General features: G+C 61.2%; 19 protein-coding genes. 5 read left to right on the forward strand and 14 right to left on the reverse strand.

Translation table 11 applies throughout. From position 1 onward, the window contains the following. Positions 1–9: 9 nt before the first annotated feature. From DKY63_RS08765 to DKY63_RS08780, 4 genes are read right to left on the reverse strand one after another with little or no spacing between them, the layout of a single operon-like run. The gene (locus DKY63_RS08765; protein ID WP_110963749.1) at positions 10–810 is read right to left on the reverse strand and encodes a carbohydrate ABC transporter permease; all 801 of its coding nucleotides are present in this window, start codon (positions 808–810) and stop codon (positions 10–12) included. Between the two features lie 8 nt (positions 811–818). Continuing rightward, a complete protein-coding gene (locus DKY63_RS08770; RefSeq protein ID WP_110963750.1) occupies positions 819–1685 on the reverse strand; it encodes a carbohydrate ABC transporter permease in 867 nt (288 codons plus the stop codon). Further along, positions 1682–2815 (reverse strand): ABC transporter ATP-binding protein, encoded by a 1134-nt coding sequence (locus DKY63_RS08775; protein WP_110963751.1) that lies wholly within the window; start codon positions 2813–2815, stop codon positions 1682–1684. The genes DKY63_RS08770 and DKY63_RS08775 overlap by 4 nt, the downstream gene beginning before the upstream one ends. Next, positions 2815–3909: an ABC transporter ATP-binding protein gene (locus tag DKY63_RS08780; protein WP_110963752.1), complete on the reverse strand. Its 1095-nt coding sequence runs from the start codon at positions 3907–3909 to the stop codon at positions 2815–2817. The genes DKY63_RS08775 and DKY63_RS08780 overlap by 1 nt, the downstream gene beginning before the upstream one ends. A 389-nt stretch (positions 3910–4298) precedes the next feature. Here DKY63_RS08780 and DKY63_RS08785 point away from each other — a divergent pair, with 389 nt between their 5' ends. Continuing rightward, on the forward strand, positions 4299–6149 hold the full coding sequence (locus tag DKY63_RS08785) for a sigma-54-dependent Fis family transcriptional regulator (protein ID WP_110963753.1): 1851 nt from the start codon (positions 4299–4301) through the stop codon (positions 6147–6149). A 123-nt stretch (positions 6150–6272) separates the two neighbouring features. Here the strand turns inward: DKY63_RS08785 and cysS are convergent, their stop codons facing one another. After that, positions 6273–7655, reverse strand: a complete 1383-nt coding sequence (gene cysS, locus DKY63_RS08795) for a cysteine--tRNA ligase (RefSeq protein WP_110963754.1) — start codon at positions 7653–7655, stop codon at positions 6273–6275. Between the two features lie 16 nt (positions 7656–7671). Then, positions 7672–9369 (reverse strand): glutamine--tRNA ligase/YqeY domain fusion protein, encoded by a 1698-nt coding sequence (locus DKY63_RS08800; RefSeq protein ID WP_110963755.1) that lies wholly within the window; start codon positions 9367–9369, stop codon positions 7672–7674. 248 nt (positions 9370–9617) lie between these two features. Between DKY63_RS08800 and DKY63_RS08805 the strand changes: the two genes are divergently transcribed. Further along, positions 9618–10121 (forward strand): peptidylprolyl isomerase, encoded by a 504-nt coding sequence (locus DKY63_RS08805; protein ID WP_110963756.1) that lies wholly within the window; start codon positions 9618–9620, stop codon positions 10119–10121. Further along, positions 10118–10870 (forward strand): UDP-2,3-diacylglucosamine diphosphatase, encoded by a 753-nt coding sequence (lpxH, locus tag DKY63_RS08810; protein WP_110963757.1) that lies wholly within the window; start codon positions 10118–10120, stop codon positions 10868–10870. The genes DKY63_RS08805 and lpxH overlap by 4 nt, the downstream gene beginning before the upstream one ends. 133 nt (positions 10871–11003) lie before the next feature. Here lpxH and DKY63_RS08815 read toward each other — a convergent pair whose 3' ends face one another. The 7 genes from DKY63_RS08815 to DKY63_RS08845 form a co-directional block, all read right to left on the reverse strand. Beyond that, complete coding sequence (locus DKY63_RS08815) at positions 11004–12536, reverse strand: DHA2 family efflux MFS transporter permease subunit (RefSeq protein ID WP_110963758.1); 1533 nt, start codon at positions 12534–12536, stop codon at positions 11004–11006. 154 nt (positions 12537–12690) lie between these two features. Then, positions 12691–13893, reverse strand: a complete 1203-nt coding sequence (locus DKY63_RS08820) for an efflux RND transporter periplasmic adaptor subunit (RefSeq protein ID WP_110963759.1) — start codon at positions 13891–13893, stop codon at positions 12691–12693. A gap of 15 nt (positions 13894–13908) precedes the next feature. Next, a complete protein-coding gene (locus tag DKY63_RS08825) occupies positions 13909–15378 on the reverse strand; it encodes an efflux transporter outer membrane subunit (protein ID WP_110963760.1) in 1470 nt (489 codons plus the stop codon). After that, positions 15368–15850, reverse strand: a complete 483-nt coding sequence (locus tag DKY63_RS08830) for a MarR family winged helix-turn-helix transcriptional regulator (protein WP_110963761.1) — start codon at positions 15848–15850, stop codon at positions 15368–15370. Before DKY63_RS08830 ends, DKY63_RS08825 begins: the two co-directional genes overlap by 11 nt. 237 nt (positions 15851–16087) lie before the next feature. Further along, positions 16088–19762: a translocation/assembly module TamB domain-containing protein gene (locus DKY63_RS08835; RefSeq protein ID WP_110963762.1), complete on the reverse strand. Its 3675-nt coding sequence runs from the start codon at positions 19760–19762 to the stop codon at positions 16088–16090. Beyond that, a complete protein-coding gene (locus DKY63_RS08840) occupies positions 19759–21486 on the reverse strand; it encodes an autotransporter assembly complex protein TamA (RefSeq protein WP_110963763.1) in 1728 nt (575 codons plus the stop codon). The genes DKY63_RS08835 and DKY63_RS08840 overlap by 4 nt, the downstream gene beginning before the upstream one ends. Positions 21487–21551: 65 nt before the next feature. Continuing rightward, positions 21552–22202, reverse strand: a complete 651-nt coding sequence (locus DKY63_RS08845; protein ID WP_110963764.1) for a GNAT family N-acetyltransferase — start codon at positions 22200–22202, stop codon at positions 21552–21554. Between the two features lie 241 nt (positions 22203–22443). On the opposite strand from DKY63_RS08845, the gene xthA reads away from it, so the two are divergent. Beyond that, positions 22444–23256: an exodeoxyribonuclease III gene (xthA, locus tag DKY63_RS08850; RefSeq protein WP_110963765.1), complete on the forward strand. Its 813-nt coding sequence runs from the start codon at positions 22444–22446 to the stop codon at positions 23254–23256. A gap of 186 nt (positions 23257–23442) precedes the next feature. Then, the gene (locus DKY63_RS08855; RefSeq protein WP_110963766.1) at positions 23443–24783 is read left to right on the forward strand and encodes a substrate-binding domain-containing protein; all 1341 of its coding nucleotides are present in this window, start codon (positions 23443–23445) and stop codon (positions 24781–24783) included. A gap of 114 nt (positions 24784–24897) precedes the next feature. Here DKY63_RS08855 and DKY63_RS08860 read toward each other — a convergent pair whose 3' ends face one another. Beyond that, a complete protein-coding gene (locus DKY63_RS08860) occupies positions 24898–26127 on the reverse strand; it encodes an acyl-CoA dehydrogenase (protein WP_110963767.1) in 1230 nt (409 codons plus the stop codon). Between the last annotated feature and the right edge of the window lie 46 nt (positions 26128–26173).

Here is a 26173-nt window from a genome sequence, read left to right on the forward strand (position 1 = left end):
ATCAGTTCCTCATACCCGGCCCAGGGCGAAGCCCTTGGCCACGTGGTTGCGAACAAACCAGATCACCAGCATGCCCGGCAGGATAGTCAACACCCCCGCCGCCGCCAGCACGCCCCAGTCGATGCCGGACGCCGAGACCGTACGGGTCATCACCGCCGCGATCGGTTTGGCGTTCACCGACGTCAGGGTTCGCGCCAGCAGCAGTTCGACCCAGGAAAACATGAAGCAGAAAAACGCTGTCACGCCGATGCCTGAGCCGATCAGGGGGATGAAAATCTTCACGAAGAACTTGGGAAAACTGTAGCCGTCGATGTAGGCCGTTTCGTCGATTTCCTTCGGCACGCCGGACATGAAGCCTTCCAGAATCCACACCGCCAACGGCACGTTGAACAGGCAATGGGCCAACGCCACCGCGATGTGCGTATCGAACAGGCCGATCGAGGAATACAGCTGGAAAAACGGCAGCAGGAACACCGCCGGTGGCGCCATGCGGTTGGTCAGCAGCCAGAAGAACAGGTGCTTGTCACCGAGGAAGCGATAGCGCGAGAACGCGTAAGCCGCCGGCAGCGCCACGCTCAGGGAAATCACCGTGTTCAGGCTCACGTAGTACAACGAGTTGAGGTAACCGGTGTACCAGCTCGGGTCGGTGAAGATCACCTTGTAGTTATGCAGCGTGAAGTCCGCGGGAAACAGCGTCAGGCCGCCGAGGATTTCGGTGTTGCTCTTGAAGGACATGTTCAGCAGCCAGTAGATCGGCACCAGCAGGAACAGGATGTAGAGCAGCAATGGGACAAGTTTTCTCTTGCTCATGGCGGGCCTCAACGGTTGGCGTCAGAGTGAGTCATGGCGGTGTAGAACAGCCAGGACACCAACAGGATGATCAGGAAGTACACCAGCGAAAATGCAGCGGCCGGCCCCAGGTCGAATTGCCCTACAGCCATCTGGGTCAGGGTCTGACTGAGGAAGGTCGTGGCATTGCCCGGTCCGCCACCGGTCAGCACGAACGGCTCGGTGTAGATCATGAAACTGTCCATGAAACGCAGCATCACCGCGATCAGCAACACGCTCTTGAGCTTGGGCAGCTGGATATGCCGGAACACCGCCCAGGCCGAGGCCCGGTCAATCCGTGCCGCCTGGTAGTACACGTCCGGAATCGCCCGCAACCCGGAGAAGCACAGCAGCGCCACCAGCGAGGTCCAGTGCCAGACGTCCATCACCAGCACGGTGACCCAGGCGTCCATGGTATTGGCCGCATAGTTGTAGCTGATGCCCAAGGCGTTGAGGCTCGATCCCAGCAGGCCGATGTCGGCCCGACCGAAGATCTGCCAGATGGTGCCCACCACGTTCCACGGAATCAGCAGCGGGATCGCCAGCACGATCAACACCACCGACGACCAGCGCCCCTTGGTCGGCATGGTCAGGGCAATCGCGATGCCCAGGGGGATTTCGATCAGCAACACGCAAGCCGAATAAATGAACTGGCGCAGCAGCGAATCATGCAGGCGCGGGTCGAGCAGCACCTGCTTGTACCAGTCGGCCCCGACGAAATAGCGGCTGGACTGGTCGAAGATGTCCTGCACCGAGTAGTTGACCACGGTCATCATCGGGATCACCGCACTGAACGCCACCAGCAGGAACACTGGCAACACCAGCCACCAGGCCTTGTTGTTCTGCACCTTGTTCATGGCTGCGCCCCTTTGTTAGCAATCTGCTGGTCCATGGTCTGTGGCTCGAGCAGGAATTCATCGGCGTAGACCATCAGCCACTGTCCCGGAAAACTGATGTAAGCCGTGCCTTCCGGTACCGGCTTGTCTTCGGCCAGGCGCACTTTCAGCGGTACACCGTCGAGGTTCAGGGTCATGATTTTGTAGGTGCCTAGGTCTTCGACGTGTACGACTTTTGCCCGCAGGGCGTCATCGAACGGTTCTTCCCACACGTGGACGAACTCCGGGCGAATGCCGACCTTCAGGGTTTGCCAGGAGGACTCGGCGATGCGTTTTTGCATGGCGTCGGGCAGCGGCAGATGGGTCGAGGCGAAACCGACGCCGCCCGGTTGCGGCTGCACGTCGATCAGGTTCATGCCGGGACTACCGATGAAATAGCCGACAAAGGTGTGGCTTGGCCGCTCGAACAGTTCCCGTGGCGTGCCGAACTGCACGATCTGCCCGCCATACATCACCGCGATCTTGTCGGCGAAAGTCGACGCCTCCAGCTGATCGTGGGTGACGTAGACCATGGTGATGTTGAACTGCTCGTGGATCTGTTTGAGCTTGCGCCGCAGCTTCCACTTCAGGTGCGGGTCGATCACCGTCAGCGGTTCGTCGAACAGGATCGCCGACACATCGTCACGCACCAGGCCGCGGCCCATGGAGACTTTCTGTTTTTCGTCGGCGGTGAGGTTCCGGGCCTTTTTGCTCAGCAGGTTCTGCAGGTCGAGGACTTCGGCAATTTCCTGCACCTTGGTGTGAATTTTCGCTTCGGCCATGCCCTGGTTACGCAACGGGAAGGCCAGGTTGTCGAACACCGTCATGGTGTCGTAGACCACCGGAAACTGGAAAACCTGGGCGATGTTGCGCTTCTCCGGCGTCAGGTCGTTGACCGCCTTGCCGTCGAACAGTACATGCCCCTGGGACGGGCTGAGCAACCCGGAAATGATATTGAGCAAGGTCGACTTGCCGCAGCCCGAAGGACCGAGCAAGGCGTAGGCGCCACCCTGTTCCCAGATATGGTCCATCTCGCGAATAGCGTAATCCTCGGGGCCGCTCGGCGTTCTGGTGTAGCTGTGGGCGAGGTTCTGCAAACGGATTTCGGCCATCAGGCAACCCTCGCGACACGCCGTCCCGGCGCCTGCACCAGGCGCCCCTGCGTATCGAACACAAACAGTTTATGGGTCGGGATGTAGATGCGAATCGGCGCATCGACGTCGTATTCGTGAACGCCGGGCAAGTGCAGCACCAGCAGGAAATGCTCGTTGCGCACGTGCAGGAAGGTTTCCGAGCCGCTGATTTCGGCTACTTCGACGGTCACCGCCAGTTCGAGATCATCGTCGTTGCTCGGCACCAGCGAGATATGGCTGGGGCGCACACCGAAGCGGAATTCGCCCTCGCCCACCGGACGCAGATCGACGTTCAACGGGAAGTGCACGAAATTGGCGAAGCTCACTTCATTGCCAGCGATACGCCCCGGCATCAGGTTGATCGGCGGCTCGGAAAACAGCTCGGCCGCCAGCACGGTCTGCGGCTGGTGATAGACCGCGGACGACTGGCCACTCTGGATCACCCGCCCTTCGTGAAGAATGGTGGTGGTGCCGCCCAGCGCCAGAGCCTCGTTGGGTTCGGTGGTCGCGTAAATGGCGATGGTATGGCGGGCCTTGAACAGCTCGCGCATTTCCTGGCGCAGTTCTTCGCGCAGTTTGTAGTCAAGATTGACCAGAGGCTCGTCGAACAGGATCAGTTCGGCATCCTTGACCAGCGCCCGGGCCATGGCCGTGCGTTGTTGCTGGCCGCCGGAGAGCTCAAGGGGATAGCGCTTGAGGAATTTCTCGATGCGCAACATCTTCGCGGTTTCCAGCACCTTGCTCTGGATCTGCTCGTTGGACACACCGGCCTGGCGCAGCGGCGAGGCGATGTTGTCGAAGACAGTCATGGTCGGATAATTGATGAACTGCTGATACACCATCGATACGTTGCGCAAACGCACCGGGCGCTGCGTGACGTCGACGCCATTCATCAGGATGCGACCGCTGTCGGGCTTGTCCAGCCCGGCCATCAGGCGCATGAGACTGGTTTTGCCGGACAGTGTGCGCCCCAGCAAAACATTGAAGGATCCGGGTTCGAACTTGAGGCACGCATCGTCAATCCAGGTCTGGCCCTCGACGGTGCGGCTGACATGCTCCAGGGTTAATGACATGGCTCGGCCTTTTTTATTTTTTGGAGTCAAGCGACCGGAGCTAAAAAGCGACATTCGTGCCAGAAATCACATGTCATTGATAAATATGAAGATTATTGAAAATTGGGTGCCAATCGCTTTCGATGCTGAACACAAATGAACAATCGAGACTGAACAACTGAACACCCGGGCGATTGACAATGAACATTAGTGAACAACACTCTATGGATGCTTTTTTGCCCTTACCGGGACATTAAACAGATACAAAACCTGTAGGAGCGAGCCTGCTCGCGATGGCGTCAGGTCAGCCGACATTCATGTCGACTGACACTCCCTCATCGCGAGCAGGCTCGCTCCTACAGGGAAATACCCATAACAACAATAAAAGCGTTATTCAGAGGCTGACTTGAATGGCCGCACCTGCCCCCGCGTTATCTCACGACGCCATCATCCAGGACTCCTGGTCCCGTTGCCGTGCGTTCGGTCTGAGCCATCAGAGCACTCCGGCGTTCGATCAACTGCCCGCCGCCGATATCGCGCATTTGCTGGAAAGCCAGCATTCACTGGTGCAGACCACCCACCAGGAAGTGCTGCCGTACTACGAGAACATCCTGAGCAATTCCAATTGCCTGATCATGCTTGCGGACCATCAGGGTCAGGTGCTGACGTCCTGGGGCACCCAGCGTTTTATCGAGCCGGGCCTGGCCCGGGGTTTCAGTGCCGGCGCCAGCTGGATGGAGCGTTGCAGCGGCACCAACGCCATCGGCACCGCACTGGCTTGCGAACAGGCGGTGCACATCGAGCACGATGAACACTTTCTCAAGGCCAACCGCTTCATGACCGGTTCCGCCGCGCCGATCTTCGATGCCGAGCGCAAGGTCATCGCCGTGCTGGATGTGTCCAGCGACAGCTACCTGCCGCCGTCGCACACTTTGGGCATGGTCAAGATGATGAGTCAGACCGTGGAGAACCGGCTGATTCTTAACTTGTTCCACGGCCAGCATTTCCAGCTGACCTTCAACACCGGCCTGAACAACCTCGACAGCCAGTGGGCCGGGTTGCTGATCTTCGACGAGAGTGGGCATGTGCTGTCGGCCAATCGCCGCGCGGATAATCTGCTGGGCGTGCGTTTGTCGCGGGTCAGTGTCGAGAGCCTGTTCAAGGTGTCGCTGCTGGAACTGCTCAACCAACCCGAAGGCCTGCCCTTCTCGCTCCAGGCCTCGGGGCGCAATCGCTTTCAGTGCCTGCTCAAACGTCCGAAGCAGGCGTCGATTCAGCCCAGAGTATTCACTGAAGCCCGGAGCGCCGAGCCGCCCCCGGCGGTCTCGGCCAGCATCAGCCTCGGCACCCTGCACTTTGGCGACAGCCGCGTGGAAAAAGCCGTGCGTCAGGCCGAACGCCTGCTGGAGAAAGACATTCCGTTGCTGATCCACGGTGAAACCGGGGTCGGCAAAGAGGTCTTCGTCAAAGCCTTGCATCAGGCCAGCTCTCGCAGCAAACAGTCGCTGATTGCCGTCAACTGTGCAGCGATCCCCGCCGAACTGGTGGAGTCCGAGCTGTTCGGTTACGAAAAAGGCGCGTTCACCGGCGCCAACCAGAAAGGCAGCATCGGCCTGATTCGCAAGGCCGACAAAGGCACGCTGTTTCTCGACGAAATCGGCGACATGCCACTACCAACCCAGGCTCGGTTGCTGCGGGTATTGCAGGAGCGTTGCGTGCAGCCGGTGGGCAGCAGCGAGCTGTTCCCGGTGGATATCCGCATCATCTCGGCAACCAACCGCTCCCTGCGCGAGCAAGTGCAGTTGGGGCGCTTCCGCGAGGATTTGTATTACCGCATCGGCGGCCTGACCCTGGAATTGCCACCGTTAAGAGAACGCAGCGACAAGCAGGCCCTGTTCAAGCGTCTGTGGGAGCAACACCGCGAACCGAGCCAGTGGGCCGGTTTGAGCCGTGAGGTACTGGAATTGTTCGACCGCCACCCGTGGCCGGGCAACTTGCGCCAGGTCAGCAGCGTGATGCAGGTGGCACTGGCCATGGCCGAGGAACAACCGGTGCGAGCGGAGCATTTGCCGGATGATTTTTTTGTCGATCTGGAGATGGATCCGCTGGAGTCGCCTGAGCCGCTGGCGGTGGATCTGGATGATGCCGAGGAGTTGAATCGGCAGTTGCAGGCGGTGGGGGGGAATATTTCCCATTTGGCGCGGCGGTTGGGGGTTAGTCGCAATACCCTTTACAAGCGACTGCGCCAGTCAGAAAGCTGACTGCGCTTTGATCGTTCCCACGCTCTGCGTGGGAATGCATCAACGGACGCTCCGCGTTCGGCTTTTGATTTGGGACGCGGAGCGTCCCGGGCTGCATTCCCACGCAGAGCGTGGGAACGATCATCAGTCAGCCAACCGCCAGGTCGTGCCACCCTTGCCATCTTCCAGCACTACGCCCATGGCGGTGATCTGGTCGCGGATGCGGTCGGATTCGGCCCAGTCCTTGTTGGCACGGGCAATCAGGCGAGCCTGGATCAGCGCTTCGACTTCAGCGGCATCCACACGCCCTTCGGCGCCGGCTTGCAGGAACTCGTCGGCTTCAAGCTGCAGAACGCCCAGCACACCGGCCAGCTCCTTCAAGCGCGCCGCCAGACCCGCCGCCGCTTGCAGATCGCTCTCACGCAGACGGTTGATCTCGCGCACCATCTCAAACAGCACCGCGCAGGCTTCCGGCGTACCGAAGTCGTCGTTCATCACCTGGGTGAAACGCTCGACGAACGCTTCGCCACCGGCCGGGGCCACGCTCGGCAGGCCTTTCAACGCGTGGTAGAAACGCTCCAGGGCGCCCTTGGCGTCCTTGAGGTTGTCTTCCGAGTAGTTGATGGCGCTGCGGTAGTGGCTCGACACCAGCAGGTAGCGCACGACTTCCGGGTGGTACTTGTCGAGCACGTCGCGGATGGTGAAGAAGTTGTTCAAGGACTTGGACATCTTCTCGCCGTTGATCCGGATCATGCCGCAATGCATCCACGCGTTGGCGTAGGTCTTGCCGGTGGCCGCTTCGCTCTGGGCGATCTCGTTTTCGTGGTGCGGGAATTCCAGGTCACTGCCGCCGCCATGAATGTCGAAGGTCTCGCCCAGGCAGCAGGTGGACATCACCGAGCACTCGATGTGCCAGCCCGGACGCCCGGCGCCCCATGGCGATTCCCAGCTCGGCTCGCCTGGCTTGGCGGCTTTCCACAGCACGAAGTCCAGCGGGTCCTGCTTGGACTCGTCGACTTCGATGCGCGCGCCGATGCGCAGGTCTTCGATCTTCTTGCGCGACAGCTTGCCGTAGCCCATGAACTTGCCGACGCGGTAGTACACGTCGCCATTGCCCGGGGCATAGGCGTAGCCCTTGTCGATCAGAGTCTGGATCATCGCGTGCATGCCAGGGATATGGTCCGTGGCACGCGGCTCCATGTCCGGCTTCTTGATGTTCAGGCGCGCTTCGTCTTCGTGCATCGCCGCGATCATGCGCTCGGTCAGGGCTTCGAACGACTCGCCGTTCTCGTTGGCCCGGTTGATGATCTTGTCGTCGATGTCGGTGATGTTGCGCACGTAGGTCAGGTCATAACCGCTGAAGCGCAGCCAGCGGGTCACCAGGTCAAAGGCGACCATGCTGCGGCCGTGGCCAAGGTGGCAGTAGTCGTACACGGTCATGCCGCACACGTACATGCGCACCTTGTTGCCATCGAGCGGTTTGAAGACTTCTTTGCTCTTGGTGAGCGTGTTGTAGATCGTTAGCACGTCATAAATCCTTGAATCACTGGCCCCACGAATCACGCAGGGTCACGGTACGGTTGAATACCGGCTGACCTGGTTTCGAATCCTTGATATCGGCGACGAAGTAGCCTTCGCGCTCGAACTGGAAACGGTCTTCCGGCTGTGCGTTGCCCAGCGAAGGCTCGGCACGACAACCGGTGAGTACCTGCAGCGAATCAGGGTTGATGTTGTCCAGGAAGCTCGCGCCGTCCTCGGACTTCTCCGGGTTGGCGGAGCGGAACAGACGGTCGTACAGACGGACTTCGCACTCGACGCTGCCAGCAGCCGGTACCCAGTGCACCACGCCCTTGACCTTGCGGCCCTCGGGGTTCTTGCCCAGGGTGTCCGGATCGTACGAGCAACGCAGCTCGACGATGTTGCCGTCGGCGTCCTTGATCGCTTCGTCGGCGCGGATCACGTAGCTGCCACGCAGGCGCACTTCACCGGCCGGCTCCAGGCGCTTGTAGCCCTTCGGCGGCTCTTCCATGAAGTCGTCGCGGTCGATGTAGATCTCGCGGGCGAACGGCAGGACGCGCACGCCCATGTCTTCCTTCGGGTGGCACGGCAGTTCGAGGTTTTCGACCTGGCCATCCGGATAGTTGGTGATCACGACTTTCAGCGGACGCAGCACGCACATGGCGCGCGGGGCGCTCTGGTCGAGGTCGTCACGGATGCTGAACTCGAGCATGCCGAAGTCCACCACGCCGTCGGAACGGTTGGTGCCGATCATTTCGCAGAAGTTGCGGATCGATTTCGGCGTGTAGCCACGGCGACGGAAGCCCGACAAGGTGGACATGCGTGGATCGTCCCAACCGTTGACGTGCTTTTCGTCAACCAGTTGCTTGAGCTTGCGCTTGCTGGTGATGGTGTAGTTCAGGTTCAGGCGGCTGAACTCGTACTGACGCGGATGCGCCGGCACCGACAGGTTGTCGAGGAACCAGTCGTACAGCGGACGGTGGCCTTCGAACTCCAGGGTGCAGATCGAGTGGGTGATGCCTTCGATGGCGTCCGACTGACCGTGGGTGAAGTCATAGTTCGGGTAGATGCACCACTTGTCACCGGTCTGGTGGTGGTGGGCGTGACGGATGCGATACAGGATCGGGTCGCGCATGTTCATGTTCGGCGAAGCCATGTCGATCTTGGCCCGCAGCACCCGTGCACCGTCCGGGAACTCGCCGGCGCGCATGCGGGCGAACCAGTCCAGGTTCTCTTCGACGCTACGGTCGCGGAACGGGCTGTTCTTGCCAGGCTCAGTCAGGCTGCCACGGTATTCCTTGGCCTGCTCTGGGGTCAGGTCGTCGACATAGGCTTTGCCGGCCTTGATCAGCTCGACGGCCCAGTCGTGCAACTGGTCGAAGTATTGCGAGGCATAGCGCACTTCGCCGGCCCACTGGAAGCCCAGCCACTTGACGTCGCTTTCGATCGCGTCGATGTATTCCTGGTCTTCCTTGGCCGGGTTGGTGTCGTCGAAGCGCAGGTGCGTGACGCCGCCGAATTCCTGGGCCAGACCGAAGTTCACACAGATCGACTTGGCGTGGCCGATGTGCAGGTAACCGTTGGGCTCAGGCGGGAAACGGGTGACGATCTGCGTGTGCTTACCCGAATCCAGGTCTGCCTGGATGATCGGCCGCAGGAAGTTGACCGGCACGGCAGGGCCGGTCTTGGCATTCGAGGTAGGGTCGACAGTGGGCTTGCTCATAGAATCCTTGGCGAAGTGCGTGGCCTGGGTGGAGGCCGGACAAAACAAAGCCGCTATCATAGCCGATGCCGTCAAGCCCCTGACAGAGCGCGCCTGGCAATCGGTCGCATTTAATCGGCGGCAAAAGAAAAAACAGCCTCGAAATTCGCGCCTGTCACGCTAAACTGCGCACCTTGGCCGATCAGGCTGAACCGGTAGCGGAGCAAAATGTTCCAATGCCCACGAATTCCCTATAAAGAGTACCGATCATGACTCAAGTCAAACTGACTACCAACTTTGGCGACATCGTTCTGGAACTGAACGATGAAAAGGCTCCGATCACCGTGGCCAACTTCGTTGAATACGTCAAAGCCGGTCACTACGAAAACACCGTTTTCCACCGCGTCATCGGTAACTTCATGATCCAGGGCGGCGGTTTCGAGCCAGGCATGAAAGAGAAGAAAGACAAGCGTCCAAGCATCCAGAACGAAGCCGACAACGGTCTTTCGAACGACAAGTACACCATCGCCATGGCCCGAACCATGGAGCCGCATTCGGCTTCGGCTCAGTTCTTCATCAACGTGACCGACAACAGCTTCCTGAACCACAGCGGCAAGAACGTTCAAGGCTGGGGCTACGCAGTATTCGGTAAAGTGACCGCAGGCCAGGACGTTGTCGACAAGATCAAAGGTGTTGCCACCACTTCCAAGGCCGGCCACCAGGACGTACCAGCAGACGACGTGATCATCGAGAAAGCCGAGATCATTGAGTGATATTGCTGATTTCAGACTTGCATCTGGAAGAGGAGCGCCCGGACATCACCCGGGCGTTTCTGGATTTGCTCGCCGGACGCGCCCGCTCGGCGAGTGCGTTGTACATTCTGGGCGACTTTTTCGAAGCGTGGATTGGCGATGACGCCATGACCCCCTTCCAGCGTTCCATCTGCCAGGCCCTGCGCGAATTGAGCGACAGTGGCACGGCCATCTTTCTGATGCACGGCAATCGCGACTTCATGCTCGGCCAGGCTTTCTGCAAACAGGCCGGCTGCACGCTGCTGAAAGATCCGAGTGTCGTGCCGTTCAACGGCGAGCCGGTGCTGTTGATGCACGGCGACAGCCTGTGCACCCGCGACGAAGCCTACATAAAGCTGCGTCGCTACCTGCGCAACCCCATCACCCTGTTCATCCTGCGTCATTTGCCACTGAGCACGCGGCATAAGCTGGCGCGCAAGCTGCGCAGTGAAAGCCGGGCGCAAACGCGGATGAAGGCCAATGACATCGTCGATGTCACACCCGAAGAAATTCCGCGGATCATGCAGCAATACGGCGTGAAAACCCTGATCCACGGGCATACCCATCGCCCCGCCATCCACAAGCTGCAGCTGGGTGATCAGGCGGCGCGGCGGATTGTGCTGGGGGATTGGGATCGTCAGGGTTGGGCGTTGCAGGTGGATGAGCAAGGGTTTGCGCTGGCACCGTTCGACTTCACCCCGCCGCCGCAGTTGGCTGCGCCTGCCACCTGACTACCGAACACAAAACCCCTGTAGGAGCGAGCATGCTCGCGATGAACCTGAGAACGACGCGGGGTATCAGGCACCCAGCGTGATCGTTGACGTCCATCGCGAGTGAACTCGCTCCTACAGGGTTATGCGGTGTTTAGTGGCCGGCGGAAGCGGCTGGCCCCGCCTTCGCGGTAAACGGCGGCTTGGCCAGCCAAACGATCAATATCAACCCCATGAACATCCAGCCCAGCAAGGTGAAGTAGTCCACCGTGGACATGATGTACGCCTGGCTGATCACCGTCTGCTCTAGCTGTGTATACGCCTTGGCCCCTGCCCCGCCCAGATGCGTCAACGCCTCGCGAGTGGCCGGGTCGAACTGGGTGATGCTTTCGGTCAGGTACGCATGGTGCTGGTCGGCGCGGCGGATCCAGATCCAGGTAGTCAGGGAGGCCGCGAAACTGCCGCCCAGGGTCCGCAGGAAGGTGGCCAGGCCTGAGCCGTCGGCGATCTGGTGCGGTGGAAGGTCCGACAACAGGATGGTCAGGGTCGGCATGAAGAACAGTGCCACGCCAATGCCCATGAACAGCTGCACCATGGCGATGTGCTGGAAGTCCACTTCATTGGTGAAGCCGGCGCGCATGAAGCAGCTCAGGCCGATGGCCAGGAACGCCAATCCCGCCAGCAAACGCATATCGAACTTCGGCGCGTATTTACCGACAAACGGGGCCATCAGTACCGGCAGGATCCCCAGCGGTGCCACGGCAAAACCGGCCCAGGTCGCGGTGTAGCCCAAGCGTGTCTGCAACCACTGCGGCAGGATCAGGTTGATCCCGAAGAAGCCGGCGTACCCGAGGATCAGCACGATGGTGCCGTAGCGGAAGTTCCGGTGGGCAAACAGCCGCAGGTTCACCACGGGATGCTCGTCGGTCATTTCCCAGATCACGAAGAACGCCAGGGCCACCACGGAAATCACCGACCCGATGATGATGAAATTCGATTCGAACCAGTCCGCGTCGTTGCCTTTGTCGAGAACGATCTGCAACGCACCGACACCGATGATCAACGCAATCAGGCCGACGTAATCCATGGGTTGGCGGCTGGTGACCACCGGACGCTTCTTCATCTGCTGCGTCACCACCCACGCGGCGAACAGGCCGACGGGCACGTTGATGAAGAATATCCACGGCCAGCTGTAGCTGTCGGTGATCCAGCCGCCGAGAATCGGACCGGCAATCGGCGCCACCACCGTGACCATTGCCAGCAATGCCAGTGCCAGCCCCCGTTTCGCCGGGGGATAGACCGCAATCAACAGGGTCTGGGTCATCGGATACAACGGCCCCGCCACCACCCCTTGCAGAACCCGAAAGCCCACCAGTTCCGGCATCGAGGTGGAAATCCCGCACAGAAACGATGCGAGCACGAACAACAGCGTGGCCCAGACAAACAGCTTCACCTCGCCGAAGCGCCGGCTCAACCAGCCGGTCAATGGCAGGGCGATGGCGTTGCTCACCGCAAACGAGGTGATGACCCAGGTACCCTGCTCCGCACTCACCCCCAGGTTGCCGGAAATCGTCGGCAACGCCACGTTGGCGATGGTGGTGTCGAGCACCTGCATGAAGGTCGCCAGCGACAGGCCGATGGTGCTGAGCACCAGGCTGGGCGGGCTGAAAGAGGCGTTATTGCTCATCGCAAATCCTTTGAAACTCGGCTGGCGCCGCTAACCCTGTAGGAGCGAGCCTGCTCGCGATTGCGGTGGTTCTGTCGACATTGATGTTGAATGTCAGTCCGCTATCGCGAGCAGGCTCGCTCCCACAGGGTCCGATTGATGGCAGATTGGCGAATCAGCGGTTCGCAGTCTTGCTGACCGAGGCGCTGTTGTCGTGAATCAATTGCGTGATCATCGCGTCGGCCTCGGCCAACTGACGGTCATAGATGCTGGTACTGAACGAAGCCTTTTGTGGCGGTTGTTGCGCCAGCACCGGACCGCTCTGGTCACGCAGGTTCACATCGACCATGGTCGACAGGCCGACCCGCAACGGGTGCTTGGCCAGCTCCTGGGCATTCACGTGAATCCGCACCGGCACCCGCTGCACGATCTTGATCCAGTTACCGGTGGCGTTCTGCGCCGGCAGCAAGGCAAACGCGCTGCCGGTACCGGCGCCAAGGCTGTCGATGGTGCCGCTGTATTTCACGCTGCTGCCATAGAGGTCGGTTTCGATCTCCACCGGTTGGCCGATGCGCATGTCACGCAGCTGGGTTTCCTTGAAGTTGGCATCGATCCACAGCTGATCCAGCGGGATCACCGCCATCAGCGCCTCACCCGGCTGCACACGCTGGCCCAGTTGCACGGAACGTTTGGCCACGTAACCTGTGACCGGTGCGATCAAGGTGCTGCGGGCCTTGTTCAGGTAGGCCTGGCGCAACTGCGCGGCGGCGGCCATCACGTCCGGGTGCGAAGACACCACAGTGTCGTCGACCAGCGCGCTGGTGGTTTTGAGCTTCTGCTTGACGTCTGCCAGGGCGTTTTGCGCCGAGGTCAGGTCATCACGGGCGTGGGACAGTTCTTCCTGGGAAATCGCCCCGCCAGCGGCAAGGTTTTTCCGGCGGTTGAAGTTGTCCTGGGCCTTCTGTACTTCGGCCTGTTGCGCATTGACCTGGGCCTTCATGCCATCGACGTTGCTGTACAGGCCACGTACCTGACGCACGGTACGCGCCAATTGGGCCTGGGCATTTTGCAGGCCGATTTCGGCATCGTTGGGATCGAAGTTCACCAGCACCTGGCCTTCCTGCACCAGATCGCCATCGTCGGCGCCAATGCTCACTACGGTCCCGGTGACCAGCGGGGTGATTTCCACCACGTTGCCGTTGACGTAGGCGTCGTCAGTGCTTTCGCTGAAGCGTCCGTAGAACTCGTGATAAGCCCAGACACCGACGCCGCACAGCACAACCACGACGGCGAGGATCAGCAACATGAATTTGCGCTTGCCCGCGTTAGGGTTGCCGGGCGCGTTTTCAGAAGATTGAGTTGTATCGGCAGTGGCCATGACAAATACCTTGAATTAGTGGGTCAGCGTGGCTGGGCTAGCGTTAGCCGAGGCAACCGCCTCAGGCTGAAACCCGCCACCCAGCGCCTGCATCAGTTGGATCGACAGGTCGATCTGCTCGGCATTCAGGTTGGCCAGCTGACGCTGGGCCTGGAGCAATTGCTGCTCGATGCTGAGCACGTCCAGGTAGTTACCGATGCCGGAACCGTACCGCTGGACCACGGTGTTGTAGGAATCCTGGGCGATGTCGGTGGCGTGCTGCTGGGCAGCGATCTGCCGGCCGATATCGCGCAACTGGTTGATGCTGTCACTGACATCCCCCAGCGCCTTCACCAGGCTTTTGTTGTACTGCGCCACCGCCAGGTCATAGTCGGCGTCGCGCGAATCGAGGTCGGCGCGCAGACGCCCGCCATCGAAAATCGGCACGGAAATCGTCGGCGCGATGTTGAAGAAGCGACTGGCCGAACCGAACATCGCGTCACCCAACAAGGATTCGGCACCAGCAGCGGCACTGAGGTTCAAGTTGGGATAGAAACGGGTCTTGCCGGCGTCGATGTTCTTGCTCGCCGCCTCGACCCGCCAGCGCGCGGCCACCAGGTCCGGGCGACGGCCGAGCAGCTCGGCGGGCAGTACCGACGGCAACGCCACGGCGCTGGCCTTGAGGATTTGTGGCCGGGCGATTTCATTGCCACGGTCCGGGCCCTTGCCGAGCAGCACGGCCAGGGCGATTTTCGCGCTGTTCAGGCGTTTTTCGGCGTCGATCAGATTGGCTTGCGAGGTGGCTTCCAGGCTTTCGGTCTGCTGGAACTGATACTGACTGTCGATCCCGGCACTCAGGCGACGCTTGCTCAGGTCGAGCATTTGCCGGGTGCGCTTGAGGTCCTCGGCGGACAGGTCGTAGACGATGTGCGCCTGCCCCAGGTCGCTGTAGGCACGGGCCACGTCGGCGGACAGGGTCAGTTGCGCGGCCTGGCGATCGACTTCGGCGGCACGGGCTTCGCCCAACGCAGCTTCCCAGGCGTCACGCTGGCCGCCCCACAGGTCGAAGTTGTAATTGAAGTTCGCCCCGAGGCTGCGCAAGGTCGCGTAACGGCCGCCCTGCCCGCTCGGGTCCTGGTCCCGGGCCAGCCGCGAACGGCTGATACCGGCGCTGGCATCGAGGGTCGGCATCCGCTCGGCATCGGCAGCAGACGCCGCAGCGGCGGCCTGATGGGCGCGGGCGTCGGCGATTTGCATGTCCGGGCTGTCGTGCAGGGCTTCACGGATCAGGCCGTCGAGTTGTGGGTCGCCGAGGGTTTTCCACCAGTCGCTTTTCGGCCAGGCCGCCGGCGACAGGGTGACACCGTTGAGGGATTGCCCGGCCTTGAGGCTTTTCGCATCGAGGCTGACGCCTTCGGGGTTCAGGCCGCTGTAATTGGCGCAACCGGCCAGGGTCATGGCCAACAGCACCAGGCTCAGGCCAGTGCGCAAGGTCTTACTGTTCATCGATACCACCTACCCGCAGCAGGGTGATCGAGTCACCGGCGGCCACCAGGATTTTCTTGAGGATCTGTTCCAGGGTTTTCAGTTCTTGCGGCGTCACCGCGCCCGCCAGTTCGTTCATCGCGTCGGCGCCGATGTGCGGCAGACGGTCGGCCAGTGACTGGCCCTCTTCGGTGAGTACCAGTCGAACCTGGCGACGATCTTCCTCGGAGCGTTGGCGAGCGAGGAAGCCTTTCTGCTCCAGACGATCGAGCATGCGGGTCATCGAACCGCTGTCCAGGGACAGGTGCCGGCACAGCTCGCCCGGCGAATCGACGCCGTACTGGGCGATGATGATCAACACCTTGAACTGCGCGGCGGTGATGCCGTGGGGTTCCATGTGCGTGTCGAGAATCCGGTCCTTGAGCAGCGCGGCGCGTCCGAGCAGGAGGCCGAGATGGCAATTGTGGAAGTTGTCCGGGGAGAAATGCTTCATCTGAACACCAATTAGCTGCCTAGGCAGTGAATGTATGTCGAGATATTACTGCCTAGGCAGCCGATGTCAACGTAATAGTTAGGTTGCTTAGTAAATAGTTGACCAATGGTGTCGGAATTTGTGGTGATCACACGAACGCCATCGCGAGCAAGCTCGCTCCCACAGGGATCTCATTGGACCTTGTGGGAGCGAGCTTGCTCGCGATTGGGGGCGATGCGGAATTGAGAGAACCGGGACTTAGAAATCCCGCTTGTAGAAGATGTCCAGCGAACTGGCCACGCCACCCGCGGCCTCGAGGTAAACCTTTTTGCTCAGCTTGTAGCGCAAGGCAATGGTGTTGGCCGGTTCGAACACGCCCACGCCATAACGCAGGCTGAGCTTCTCGGAGAGGTTGCCGCTGGCGACCACGCTGGTGGCGTTGCCGCTGCCTTCGGTATCGAGCTGGAAGTCCTCGATGCCGAGGTTCTTCGCCAGGCCGCCGGTCACCCCGGAGCTGCCCATCAGCCCCAGACCGAGCGCGGCCTGGGCGAGCATGTTGTTGTCCTCGCCGTTGCTGCTCAGCGGCCGGCCCAGCACCAGATAGGACAATGCCTGCTCCTGGCTCATGGCAGGTTCCGAGAAGATCTGCGTGGTCGGCTGCTCGGCGCTGCCGCTCAGGCGAATACCGGCAATCACGTCGTCAGTCTGGCGAACGGCTTCGATATCCAGGTACGGCTGGTCGATGGGCCCGGCAAACAGCAGGCGCGCGCGGCGCACGGTCAGTCGCTGGCCGTAGGCACGGTAACGCCCGTCGTTGAGCCACAATTCGCCCCGGGTGTCGAGGTTGTCGCCGATGTGCACATGCCCTTTCAGGTTCGCGGTCAGGCCGAACCCGGCGAAGCTCAGTTTGTCGTCGCCCACCACTACATCGATGTCCATGACCGTGGCCATCGGTGCCTTGCCCTCCTCGGTCTGCTGGCCAACGATCACCGTGTCATCGGAGACCTTGACCGTCGACGGCGGCAATTCGCGAATGGTGATGTCGCCCTTGGGCACGAGCACCTTGCCGGCGACCGCCAACTTGTCGTCCTTGATCGAGATCTTCAGGTCCGGCGCCACTTCGAGCTTGGCGTAAGGCTCGACGGTGACCGGCAACTGCGAGCCCTTGAGTGCCAGGTCCACCACCAACGCCTGCCCCCAGGCGACGTTGCCGTTGAGGCTGCCCTGCCCGGTCTTGCCGCTTTTCCAGTCGCCGTTGAGCTGTACGGTTTCGCCGGCGATCACCGCCCGCAGTTGCAGGGCCTGGATCTCCAGCGGCAACTCGGGCCCGGACACTTCGCCATCACCGAGCAGCAGATTACCGTTGACCTGCGGCGCCAGCAAAGTGCCTGCAATCGTGCCGTTGCCGTTCAGGCGCCCGCTGATTTTCTCGACCATGGGCACGAACGGACGCGCCACCGACAGGTCCAGCCCGGTCAGGCGGAATGAACCAGTCAGGGGTTTGTTTTTCGGCAGCGGGTTGATCTGCGCCTGCACCATCAATTCGCCGAGCTTGCCGCCGACGAAGTTGAGGGTGGTGTCGATGCGCTTGGGCGTGAGTTTGCTGGTGAGGTTCAGGGTCTGGTACGGGAAGTCCAGCCACTGATCCTTTTCCTTGATCCGCAGGGTGCCGCCGCTGGCATCGACGCTGATCTGGCCGTTCGGACCGCTGGCCGGCACGTCCAGTTGCACGTCGGCATTGAGGCGGCCCTGCCAGGCGAAATCCTTCGGCAACCATTGGGCAAGGCTTTCGATGGGGAATTGCTTGAGGTGATAGCGCAGCTTCGGTTCAGGCATCAGCCGCTGATCCTCGCCACACAGACTGGCCGCGCCGGACATCCAGCAATGGGCGCCAAAATTGATTTTGCCGTCGGCCAGCCGCTCGAGTTTGGCCGGGCCTTGCAGCTTCCAGTCCTGGCCGCCGGCCTGGATATCACCGCTGGCCAAGCGCCCGCGCCAGTTGCCCTTGTCCAGCGCGCCATCGAGACCCAGGGCCAGTTTCAGCTTCGGTCCTTGCAGGTCGAGGTTGAGCTTCTGGTTCTTGATGTCGCCCTGGCCACTGGCGGTCAGGGCGCCCAGCGAGGTGTCACCGGTCTGGATGCCGCTGCCCTTGAGGTCGATTTTTGCCCGTTGCGCACTGTCGAGGGTGGCATCGAGGTTCAGGCTTTGCAGGCGATTGTCGGCGAACGCCAGTTGCGAGCCTTGCAGGCCGAGCTTGCCCTGCGGCGCCTTGAGCGTGCCAGCGACATCGACCCGTCCGTTGATCTGGCCGCGCAGTTGCGGCCAGAGCTGAGCGAGACGCGGCAGCTTGATGTCGATCTGCCCGGCGAGCTTCTGTTGCAGGCTGCCCTTGCCGTTGATGCTGTTATCGCCGAGGCGGATTTGCAGTGCGTTGAGATTCCACTGCTCGCCGCCGCCATCGGCCTTGGCTTGCAGCACGGCCGGCTGACCCCGCAGTTTGCCCTTCAGATCCAGATCGGCATTCAGGCTGAGTTTTTCATTCTTCAGCTCACCTTTGCTGCGCAACGGCCCGGCGAGAGTGCCCGGCAGTTCCGCGACCCAGTACGCCGGGTTGATCGCCGACAGGTCCAGCGCGGTGTCCCAGGCAATGCCATCGGCGAACTGCAGGTTCAGGTGCCCGTCGGCCTTGCCCTGCCCGGCCGTCAGCTGGATTTGTTGCAGGTAGATTTTCGTCAGGTCGCCAGCGAACGGGCTGGTCAGGCTGAAGGCACCGGCCGGGCCGTCCGCCGCGGCGTCGAAATGGCCGAGATATTTACCGTCGGTGTAGGAGACTTCGCCCTTGAAGGTACGCAAGGCGACTTCCGGTTCGTCAATCACCAGATAGAGACGGTGCCAAGGGAAATCCAGCCAGTCGACTTTCGCCTCGGCGCTGAACCCCTTGCTCCAGTCCAGTTGCCCCGTGAGCTTGAGGCTTTGCTTGTCGCTGGCGGTCAGGTCCAGCGCCGCGATCTGTGCGCCATTGGCGTCGACCTTGCCTTGCAACGCCAGCGCCACCGGGCCTTGCTCTGCGGGCAGCGTCGCGTTACCGAGCAGTTGGTAACCGTTTTTCAGGTCGCCTTCACCGGTGAGTACCAGTTGGTTGAATTGCAAAGTATCCGGCAGGTCCGCGGCGGGCTTGAAGCCGTCAGTGGTGATGCGCACCTTGGCCGGCAGGTTGTCTGCCAATGGTTGCAGTTCACCGGTCAGTTGGCCGTTCAGGTAACCGCTACTGTCGGCTTTGAGGTTCAGGGTCTTGAGCAAGTCGCCATCGACTTTCAGGGCCAGAGCCCACGGTTCGGTGCCGGGCGCAGGCAGCGTGAGTTGGCCTTCGGCCTTGAGCGGCCAGTTGCCGGTCGGTTGCAACAGGCCGGACAGATTCAGGCTCAGCTCGTCGCGCTGCAGGCTGACCGAGTCGATCTGCAAGCCGTTGGCCGTCCAGTGCGCAGCCAGTTGCAGGCCCTTGAGCTGTTCGCTGCCATTGAACAAAAGGCTGCCGACCTGAATGTCGCCCAGTTCCAGGGCTACGGGCAGCTTCAAGTCCGGAAGACTGATCGGCCCGCTGCTTTCCTCCTTTGCTCCGGGTGGCAATTGCAGGCTGACCTGATCGGCCTTCAGTTGCTCGATGCACAAAGTCATGCGCGTCAGGCACAGCGGCGACCAGGCGAAGATCACTTTATTCAGTTCAACCCGGTCGCTGCCCTGTTGCCACAACACATGGTCGGCGCTCCACTGTCCGCCGAGTCGTCCCTGAAAATTGTCCAGCGTCAGGCCCGGCACAAAACCCAGCGCCCAGCGGCTGCCCGCCGCTGTTCCCAGCACGCAGGCCAGCGTAAGGACGATCAACAACACCAGCACGAGTATCGCCAGCAGCGTTATTTTCAAAGCACGCTTCACAGCTCTGGCCCCATGGAAAAGTGCAATCGGATACCGCCATCGTCGTCCAGCGCGTGGGCCAGGTCGAGGCGGATCGGCCCCACCGGCGATACCCAGCGCACGCCGATACCGACACCGGTCTTGAGGCTCGGCAGTTCGAGGTTATTGAAAGAGTTGCCCTGGTCGACGAAGGTCGCGACCCGCCATTTCTCGGCGATGGAATATTGATATTCGGCACTGGCGGCGACCATGTAACGGCCGCCGATACGGTCGCCCTGGTTGTTTTCCGGGGACAGGCTCTGATAGTCGTACCCGCGCACACTCTGGTCACCACCGGCGAAGAAGCGCAGCGAAGGCGGTATCGAGTTGAAGCCGTTGGTGGCACTGCCGCCGACCTGCACGCGACCGAGCAAGCGGTGATTGTCAAAGACCGTGGTCAGGCCTTTGACCAGGGCCGTTCCCCACACCACGTTGTTGTCCGAACCCAGGCCTTCCTTGGCCACCCGGGTTTCGAAGGCCAGGCGATAGCCGTTGTGCGGATCGATGCGGTTGTCACTCTTGAGGTACGTATAACTCACGCCCGGCATCAGCAAGGTACTGAGCCCGGAGTCGTCGCCGAGGCGGTATTCCTCGCGCTGCCATTTGAGCGAGACCACCCGCTGCCAGCCGCTGGGCAACTTGCTGTGCCACTCGGGGCCCAGGGTCAGCATCTTGCTGAGGCTGTCCTTGTCGGCGATTTCTTCGTTCTGGTAGCCGCCGGCGAAACGCAGTTTGTCGGTCAGCGGCGGGTCCAGCGGGATGTCGTAGAACAGGCCGACGTTTTGCCGGGGTGCCGAGATTTCGGTTTCCCAGCCATAGCTGTGGCCTTGGGGGTTGACCCAGTGCCGGGTCCAGTTGGCCTTGACCCGCGGGCCGACGTCGGTGGAATAGCCAAGACCCAGGCCCATGGTTCGCGGCTTGCGGGTTTCCAGCTTGACGTCCACCGGGATCACATTGTTCTGCGCTGCGGTGGGTGCGGCATCGACCCGCACACCCTCGAAGTAGCCGCTCGATTGCAGCGCCTGGTTGAGTTCGGCGATCAGTTCAGAGTCATAAGGCGTACCGGGCTTGAACGGCACCATGCGTTGCAGCAGGTCTTCATCGAACGGCGTATCCCCTTCGAAACTGACCTTGCCCATGGAATAACGCGGGCCGCTGTCGTAGATCAGTTCGATATCGGCAACGCCGGCTCGTGGGTCGACGGACAGTTTCGAGCTAGTGAAACGTCCGTTGAAGAAGCCGAAGCGCGAGGCCTGGTTCTGGATCAGCCGCTTGGCATCATCGTATTGGCCATGGTTGAGCACGGCACCGGTTTGCAGTGCATGGCCCTTGGGCACACGAAAGGATTTGAGGGAGGCCGCCGGACCGTCGATGCGGATGGTGACATTGCGCAGATGCACCGGCTCGCCGGGCTCGATCGTGAGGATCAGGTGCGGGGTCTTGCCACCGGTGACGGTGCTGTCGATCTGCGGCTGGTAATAACCCAGGGCCTGGGCGGCCTTGCGCGCCTGCTCTTCGGCACCGCGACTGAAGCGCAACAGGGCTTCTTCGTCACGATCGCCGAGACTGCCGATATAGCCTTCTATATTGGCTTTGAGTGCATCGTTGGACGGTTTGATCCGCACATCCAATTCACTTTGGGCCAGTGCCGTGCAGCTGCTTAAAAGCAGGAGCACGCCACTGGTAATTCTTCCTGGAAACTTCATAGGCGCGGATGCTATCACGAGCAAAGGAGGGTGATAGAGCCGGACCTGTCCGGAAAGTTCGCCGCCTAAGCCGATGCTGTTTGTAATACCTGGGGATTGGGGTGAAAAAACACGTGTTCGCGGACAGGCCCTACGGCCACCTCGCCAATTTCCTCATAGCCCTGGCGCTTGTAAAACTCCAGATAGCGCGCGTCACCGGTATCCAGGACCACGCCCTGGGAGCTTTCATCCACCGCGCACCAGTTATGCACCGCTTGCAGCAGTTGCTCGCCGAAATGCTTGCCCTGGAATTGCGGATGAATGCCCAGCAACGGCAGGACGTGCACCGAGTCGGACGGCGCACAGGCCGCCACCGCCTCGTGATATTCAAGGTAGCGACGGGTGCAACGGAAACCGGTACTGAGCACCATGCGCAGGCGCCAGGCCCAGCTTTCGGTAATACCCAGCCGGCGTTGCGGTGGCGCGATCAGGGCGATGCCGATCAAGCGGTCATTGACCAACAGGCCGATGGCTGGCAGGTCCTGAAGAAAGTGTTGCGTGACCAGCTCCCGCACGGTGGCCCGCACTCGCTGCTCATAGCCCGGGCGTTCGGCTTCGAACAGGTAACCGAAGGTCGGTTCGTGCCGGTACGCCTGGTACAACAGGGAACGCGCTTCGCGGGAATAACCGCTGTCGAGCATGTGGATATCGGCGATGGCGGTGGAGGTTTCGGGCATGACGGTTGATCTCCCCGGCGCGGCTCGGGTGGCTGCGCTCTTGTTGGTAGGAGCCTTTGGGTGACGACACAGTTCCCCCACAGGTATAGACCAGACTCTTAATCTGTGGGAGCGAGCCTGCTCGCGAAGAGGCCGATACTGGCAATAGAGATCTGACAGTTCACAACGAATAACCTCACCCCCACACTGGCCCCATTCCTACATGTCAGCTAGCATCGCCCTTTTGCCAGGACTGCCGACCATGAAGATCGTCTCCTTCAACATCAACGGGCTGCGCGCCCGTCCCCATCAGCTGGCGGCGCTGATCGAAAAGCACCAGCCCGATGTGATCGGCCTGCAGGAAACCAAGGTCCACGACGACCAGTTCCCCCTCGATGAAGTCAAGGCCCTGGGCTACCACGTGTACTTCCACGGGCAAAAGGGGCATTACGGCGTCGCCCTGCTCTCGCGCCAGGAACCGATCGCCGTGCACAAGGGTTTCGCCAGCGACGAAGAAGACGCCCAGCGACGCTTCATCTGGGGCACTTTCGCCGACGCCAATGGCGTGCCGGTGACCATCATGAACGGCTACTTCCCACAGGGCGAAAGCCGCGACCATCCGACCAAGTTCCCGGCCAAGGAGCGTTTCTACAGCGATCTGCAACTATTGCTGGAAAGCCAGTTCAAGAACGATCAGGCGCTGGTGGTCATGGGCGACGTGAACATTTCCCCGGAAGACTGCGACATCGGCATCGGCCCGGACAACATGAAGCGCTGGCTGAAAACCGGTAAGTGCAGCTTCCTTCCGGAAGAACGCGAGTGGATGGCGCGCCTGAAGAACTGGGGCCTGGTGGACAGCTTCCGCCACCTCAACCCGGACGTGGCCGATCGTTTCAGCTGGTTCGACTACCGCAGCCGCGGGTTTGAAGATGAGCCCAAGCGCGGCCTGCGCATCGACTTGATCCTGACGTCCCACGGCTTGTTGCCACGGGTCAAGGATGCGGGTGTGGACTATGAATTGCGGGGCATGGAAAAACCCTCGGATCATGCGCCGATCTGGCTTGAACTGAGCTGATCTCAAGCTCAAGACCACTCCCTTTAGGAGCGAGCCTGCTCGCGATAGCGGTATCTCAAACACAGTTGTAGTGACTGTAGAACCGCCATCGCGAGCAGGCTCGCTCCCACATTGAAAACCGTCATATTTCAGACATGTTACTGACTTATTCTCCCGGCACTCTCATTGGCTATAGAAGGTGCCGGCATGACGCTGCGCGTGTTGTTCCTGTTGATGCTCTGCAACTGGCTGCCGCTGACGGCTTCGGCCAGTAGTCTGCCGACACCCGAACAAGGGTCGGCGCTGCGCATCCACGGTTCCAACACCATCGGCGCAGCATTGGGCCCGGCGCTGGTCCAGGGCCTGATGCGCCAACAGGGCCTGGTCAAGATCCACAGTGAAACCCCGGACACTGCCAATGAGCTGCGCATCGTCGGCGAAACCGCTCAGGGACGCCGGATCGAAGTGGAGCTGGCAGCCCATGGTTCCAGCACCGGCTTCACGGCGCTGAAAAACGGCACCGCCGATCTCGCCGCCTCATCCCGCCCGATCAAGGATCGCGAGCTGACCGAGCTGCAAGCCCTGGGCGACTTGAAAAACCCCGGCGCCGAGCAGGTCATTGCCATCGATGGCCTGGCGATCATTCTTCACCCGCAAAACCCGCTGAACCAACTCGACACCGTGCAATTGGCGCGGATTTTCAGCGGTGAAGTCAAAACCTGGGAAGAAGTCGGTGGCAGCGGCGGGCCGATTCATCTGTATGCGCGCGACGATCAGTCCGGCACCTATGACACCTTCAAGGAGCTGGTCTTGAGCGGTCACGGGAAAACCCTGAGCAGCACCGCAAAACGCTTCGAATCCAGCGAGCAACTGTCCGATGCGATCAGCCAGGACCCGCAAGGCATCGGTTTCATTGGCCTGCCCTACGTGCGCCAGGCCAAGGCGGTGGCGATTGTCGATGGCCAATCCCAGGCCATGCTGCCGTTGAACAATCTGATCGCCACCGAAGACTATCCCTTGTCCCGCCGTCTTTTCCTTTATCTGCCGCCCGCCGGGAATAACCCTTGGGCCGAGGCGCTGGTGGCGTTCGCCCAGAGCAGCCAGGGCCAGGCGATTGTCGCCGCCAACGGATTCATCGCCCAGACCGTGCAAGCCATGGCCGTCACGCCCAATGCGCTGATGCCCGAGGGCTACCAGGGTCTGAGCCGCCATGCCCAGCGGTTGTCGGTGAACTTCCGCTTCGAAGAAGGCAGCGCCACCCTCGACAACAAGGCCCGCCAAGACCTGACGCGAGTGCTCGACTATATAAAGCAGCATGACAAGAACGATCGCCGGGTCACGCTGGTGGGCTTTGGCGATGCCAAGAGCGACCCGGCCCGCGCTGACCTGTTGTCGAAACTGCGTGCCATGGCGGTACGGCGGGAGCTGGTGAAAAGTGGGGTGGTGTTGCGCGAGGTGCGCGGCTTCGGCGCGGAAATGCCGGTGGCAGCCAACAGCGAAGATGAAGGTCGGATCAAGAATCGGCGGGTTGAGGTTTGGGTGTATTGAATCTGATGTAGTTGTGGTGAGCCTGACGACGCCATCGCGGGCAAGCCTTGCTCCCACAAGGTTCACACCGAACCTGTGGGAGCAAAGCTTGCTCGCGATGAGGGCTCTAGGGTATTACTGCCCGCTACGCAACATCTCTTTCGGCACGTACTTGCCGATCTCGAACTTGCCGATCGCCGCGCGGTGCACTTCGTCCGGGCCATCGGCCAGGCGCAGGGTACGCTGCATGGCGTACATGTAGGCCAGCGGGAAGTCGTTCGACACCCCTGCCCCGCCATGAATCTGGATCGCCCGGTCGATCACCCGCAGGGCCACATTCGGCGCCACCACCTTGATCTGCGCGATCTCGCTCCTGGCCACCTTGTTGCCCACGGTGTCCATCATGTACGCCGCTTTCAGCGTCAGCAGGCGCGCCATGTCGATCTCCATCCGCGAGTCGGCAATCTTGTCGACGTTACCGCCCAGACGCGCCAAAGGCTTGCCGAACGCCGTGCGCTCCACCGAACGCTTGCACATCAGTTCCAGCGCGCGCTCGGCCATGCCGATCGAACGCATGCAGTGGTGAATCCGGCCCGGGCCAAGGCGGCCCTGGGCAATTTCAAAGCCCCGTCCTTCACCCAACAGGACGTTTTCGTACGGCACCCGCACGTTGTCGAACAGCACTTCCGCGTGACCGTGGGGCGCGTCGTCGTAACCGAACACCGGCAACGGACGCAGGATTTTCACCCCGGGGGTATCGACCGGCACCAGGATCATCGAGTGCTGGGCGTGACGCGGTGCATCCGGGTTGCTCAGGCCCATGAAGATCAAAATCTTGCAGCGTGGGTCGCAGGCGCCGGACGTCCACCATTTCTTGCCGTTGATCACCCACTCGTCGCCATCGCGCACCGCACGGGCCGCCATGTTGGTGGCATCGGAGGACGCCACGTCCGGTTCGGTCATGGCAAACGCCGAGCGGATCTCGCCGCGCAGCAGGGGCTCGAGCCAGCGCTGTTTCTGCTCCTCGTTGGCGTAACGCACCAGCACTTCCATGTTGCCGGTGTCCGGCGCCGAGCAGTTGAAGGGCTCGGGGCCCAACAGCGAGCGGCCCATGATTTCCGCCAATGGCGCGTATTCGAGGTTGGTCAGGCCGGCGCCGAGTTCGGACTCAGGTAGAAACAAATTCCACAACCCCTCAGCCTTGGCCTTGGTTTTGAGTTCTTCCATGATCGCCGTCGGCTGCCAGCGGTCGCCCTCGGCGACCTGGCGCTCGAACACGGCTTCGGCGGGGTAAACGTAGGTGTCCATGAACGCAGTCACGCGTTCGCGCAGTTCTTGCACCTTGGGCGAATAAGCGAAATCCATGAGCAGATCTACCTTTTTTGCTGGGGTCAAAGGAGTTGTTTAGTTC

Origin of the sequence: Pseudomonas putida (assembly GCF_003228315.1) — a bacterium.
Classification (GTDB): domain Bacteria; phylum Pseudomonadota; class Gammaproteobacteria; order Pseudomonadales; family Pseudomonadaceae; genus Aquipseudomonas; species Aquipseudomonas putida_S.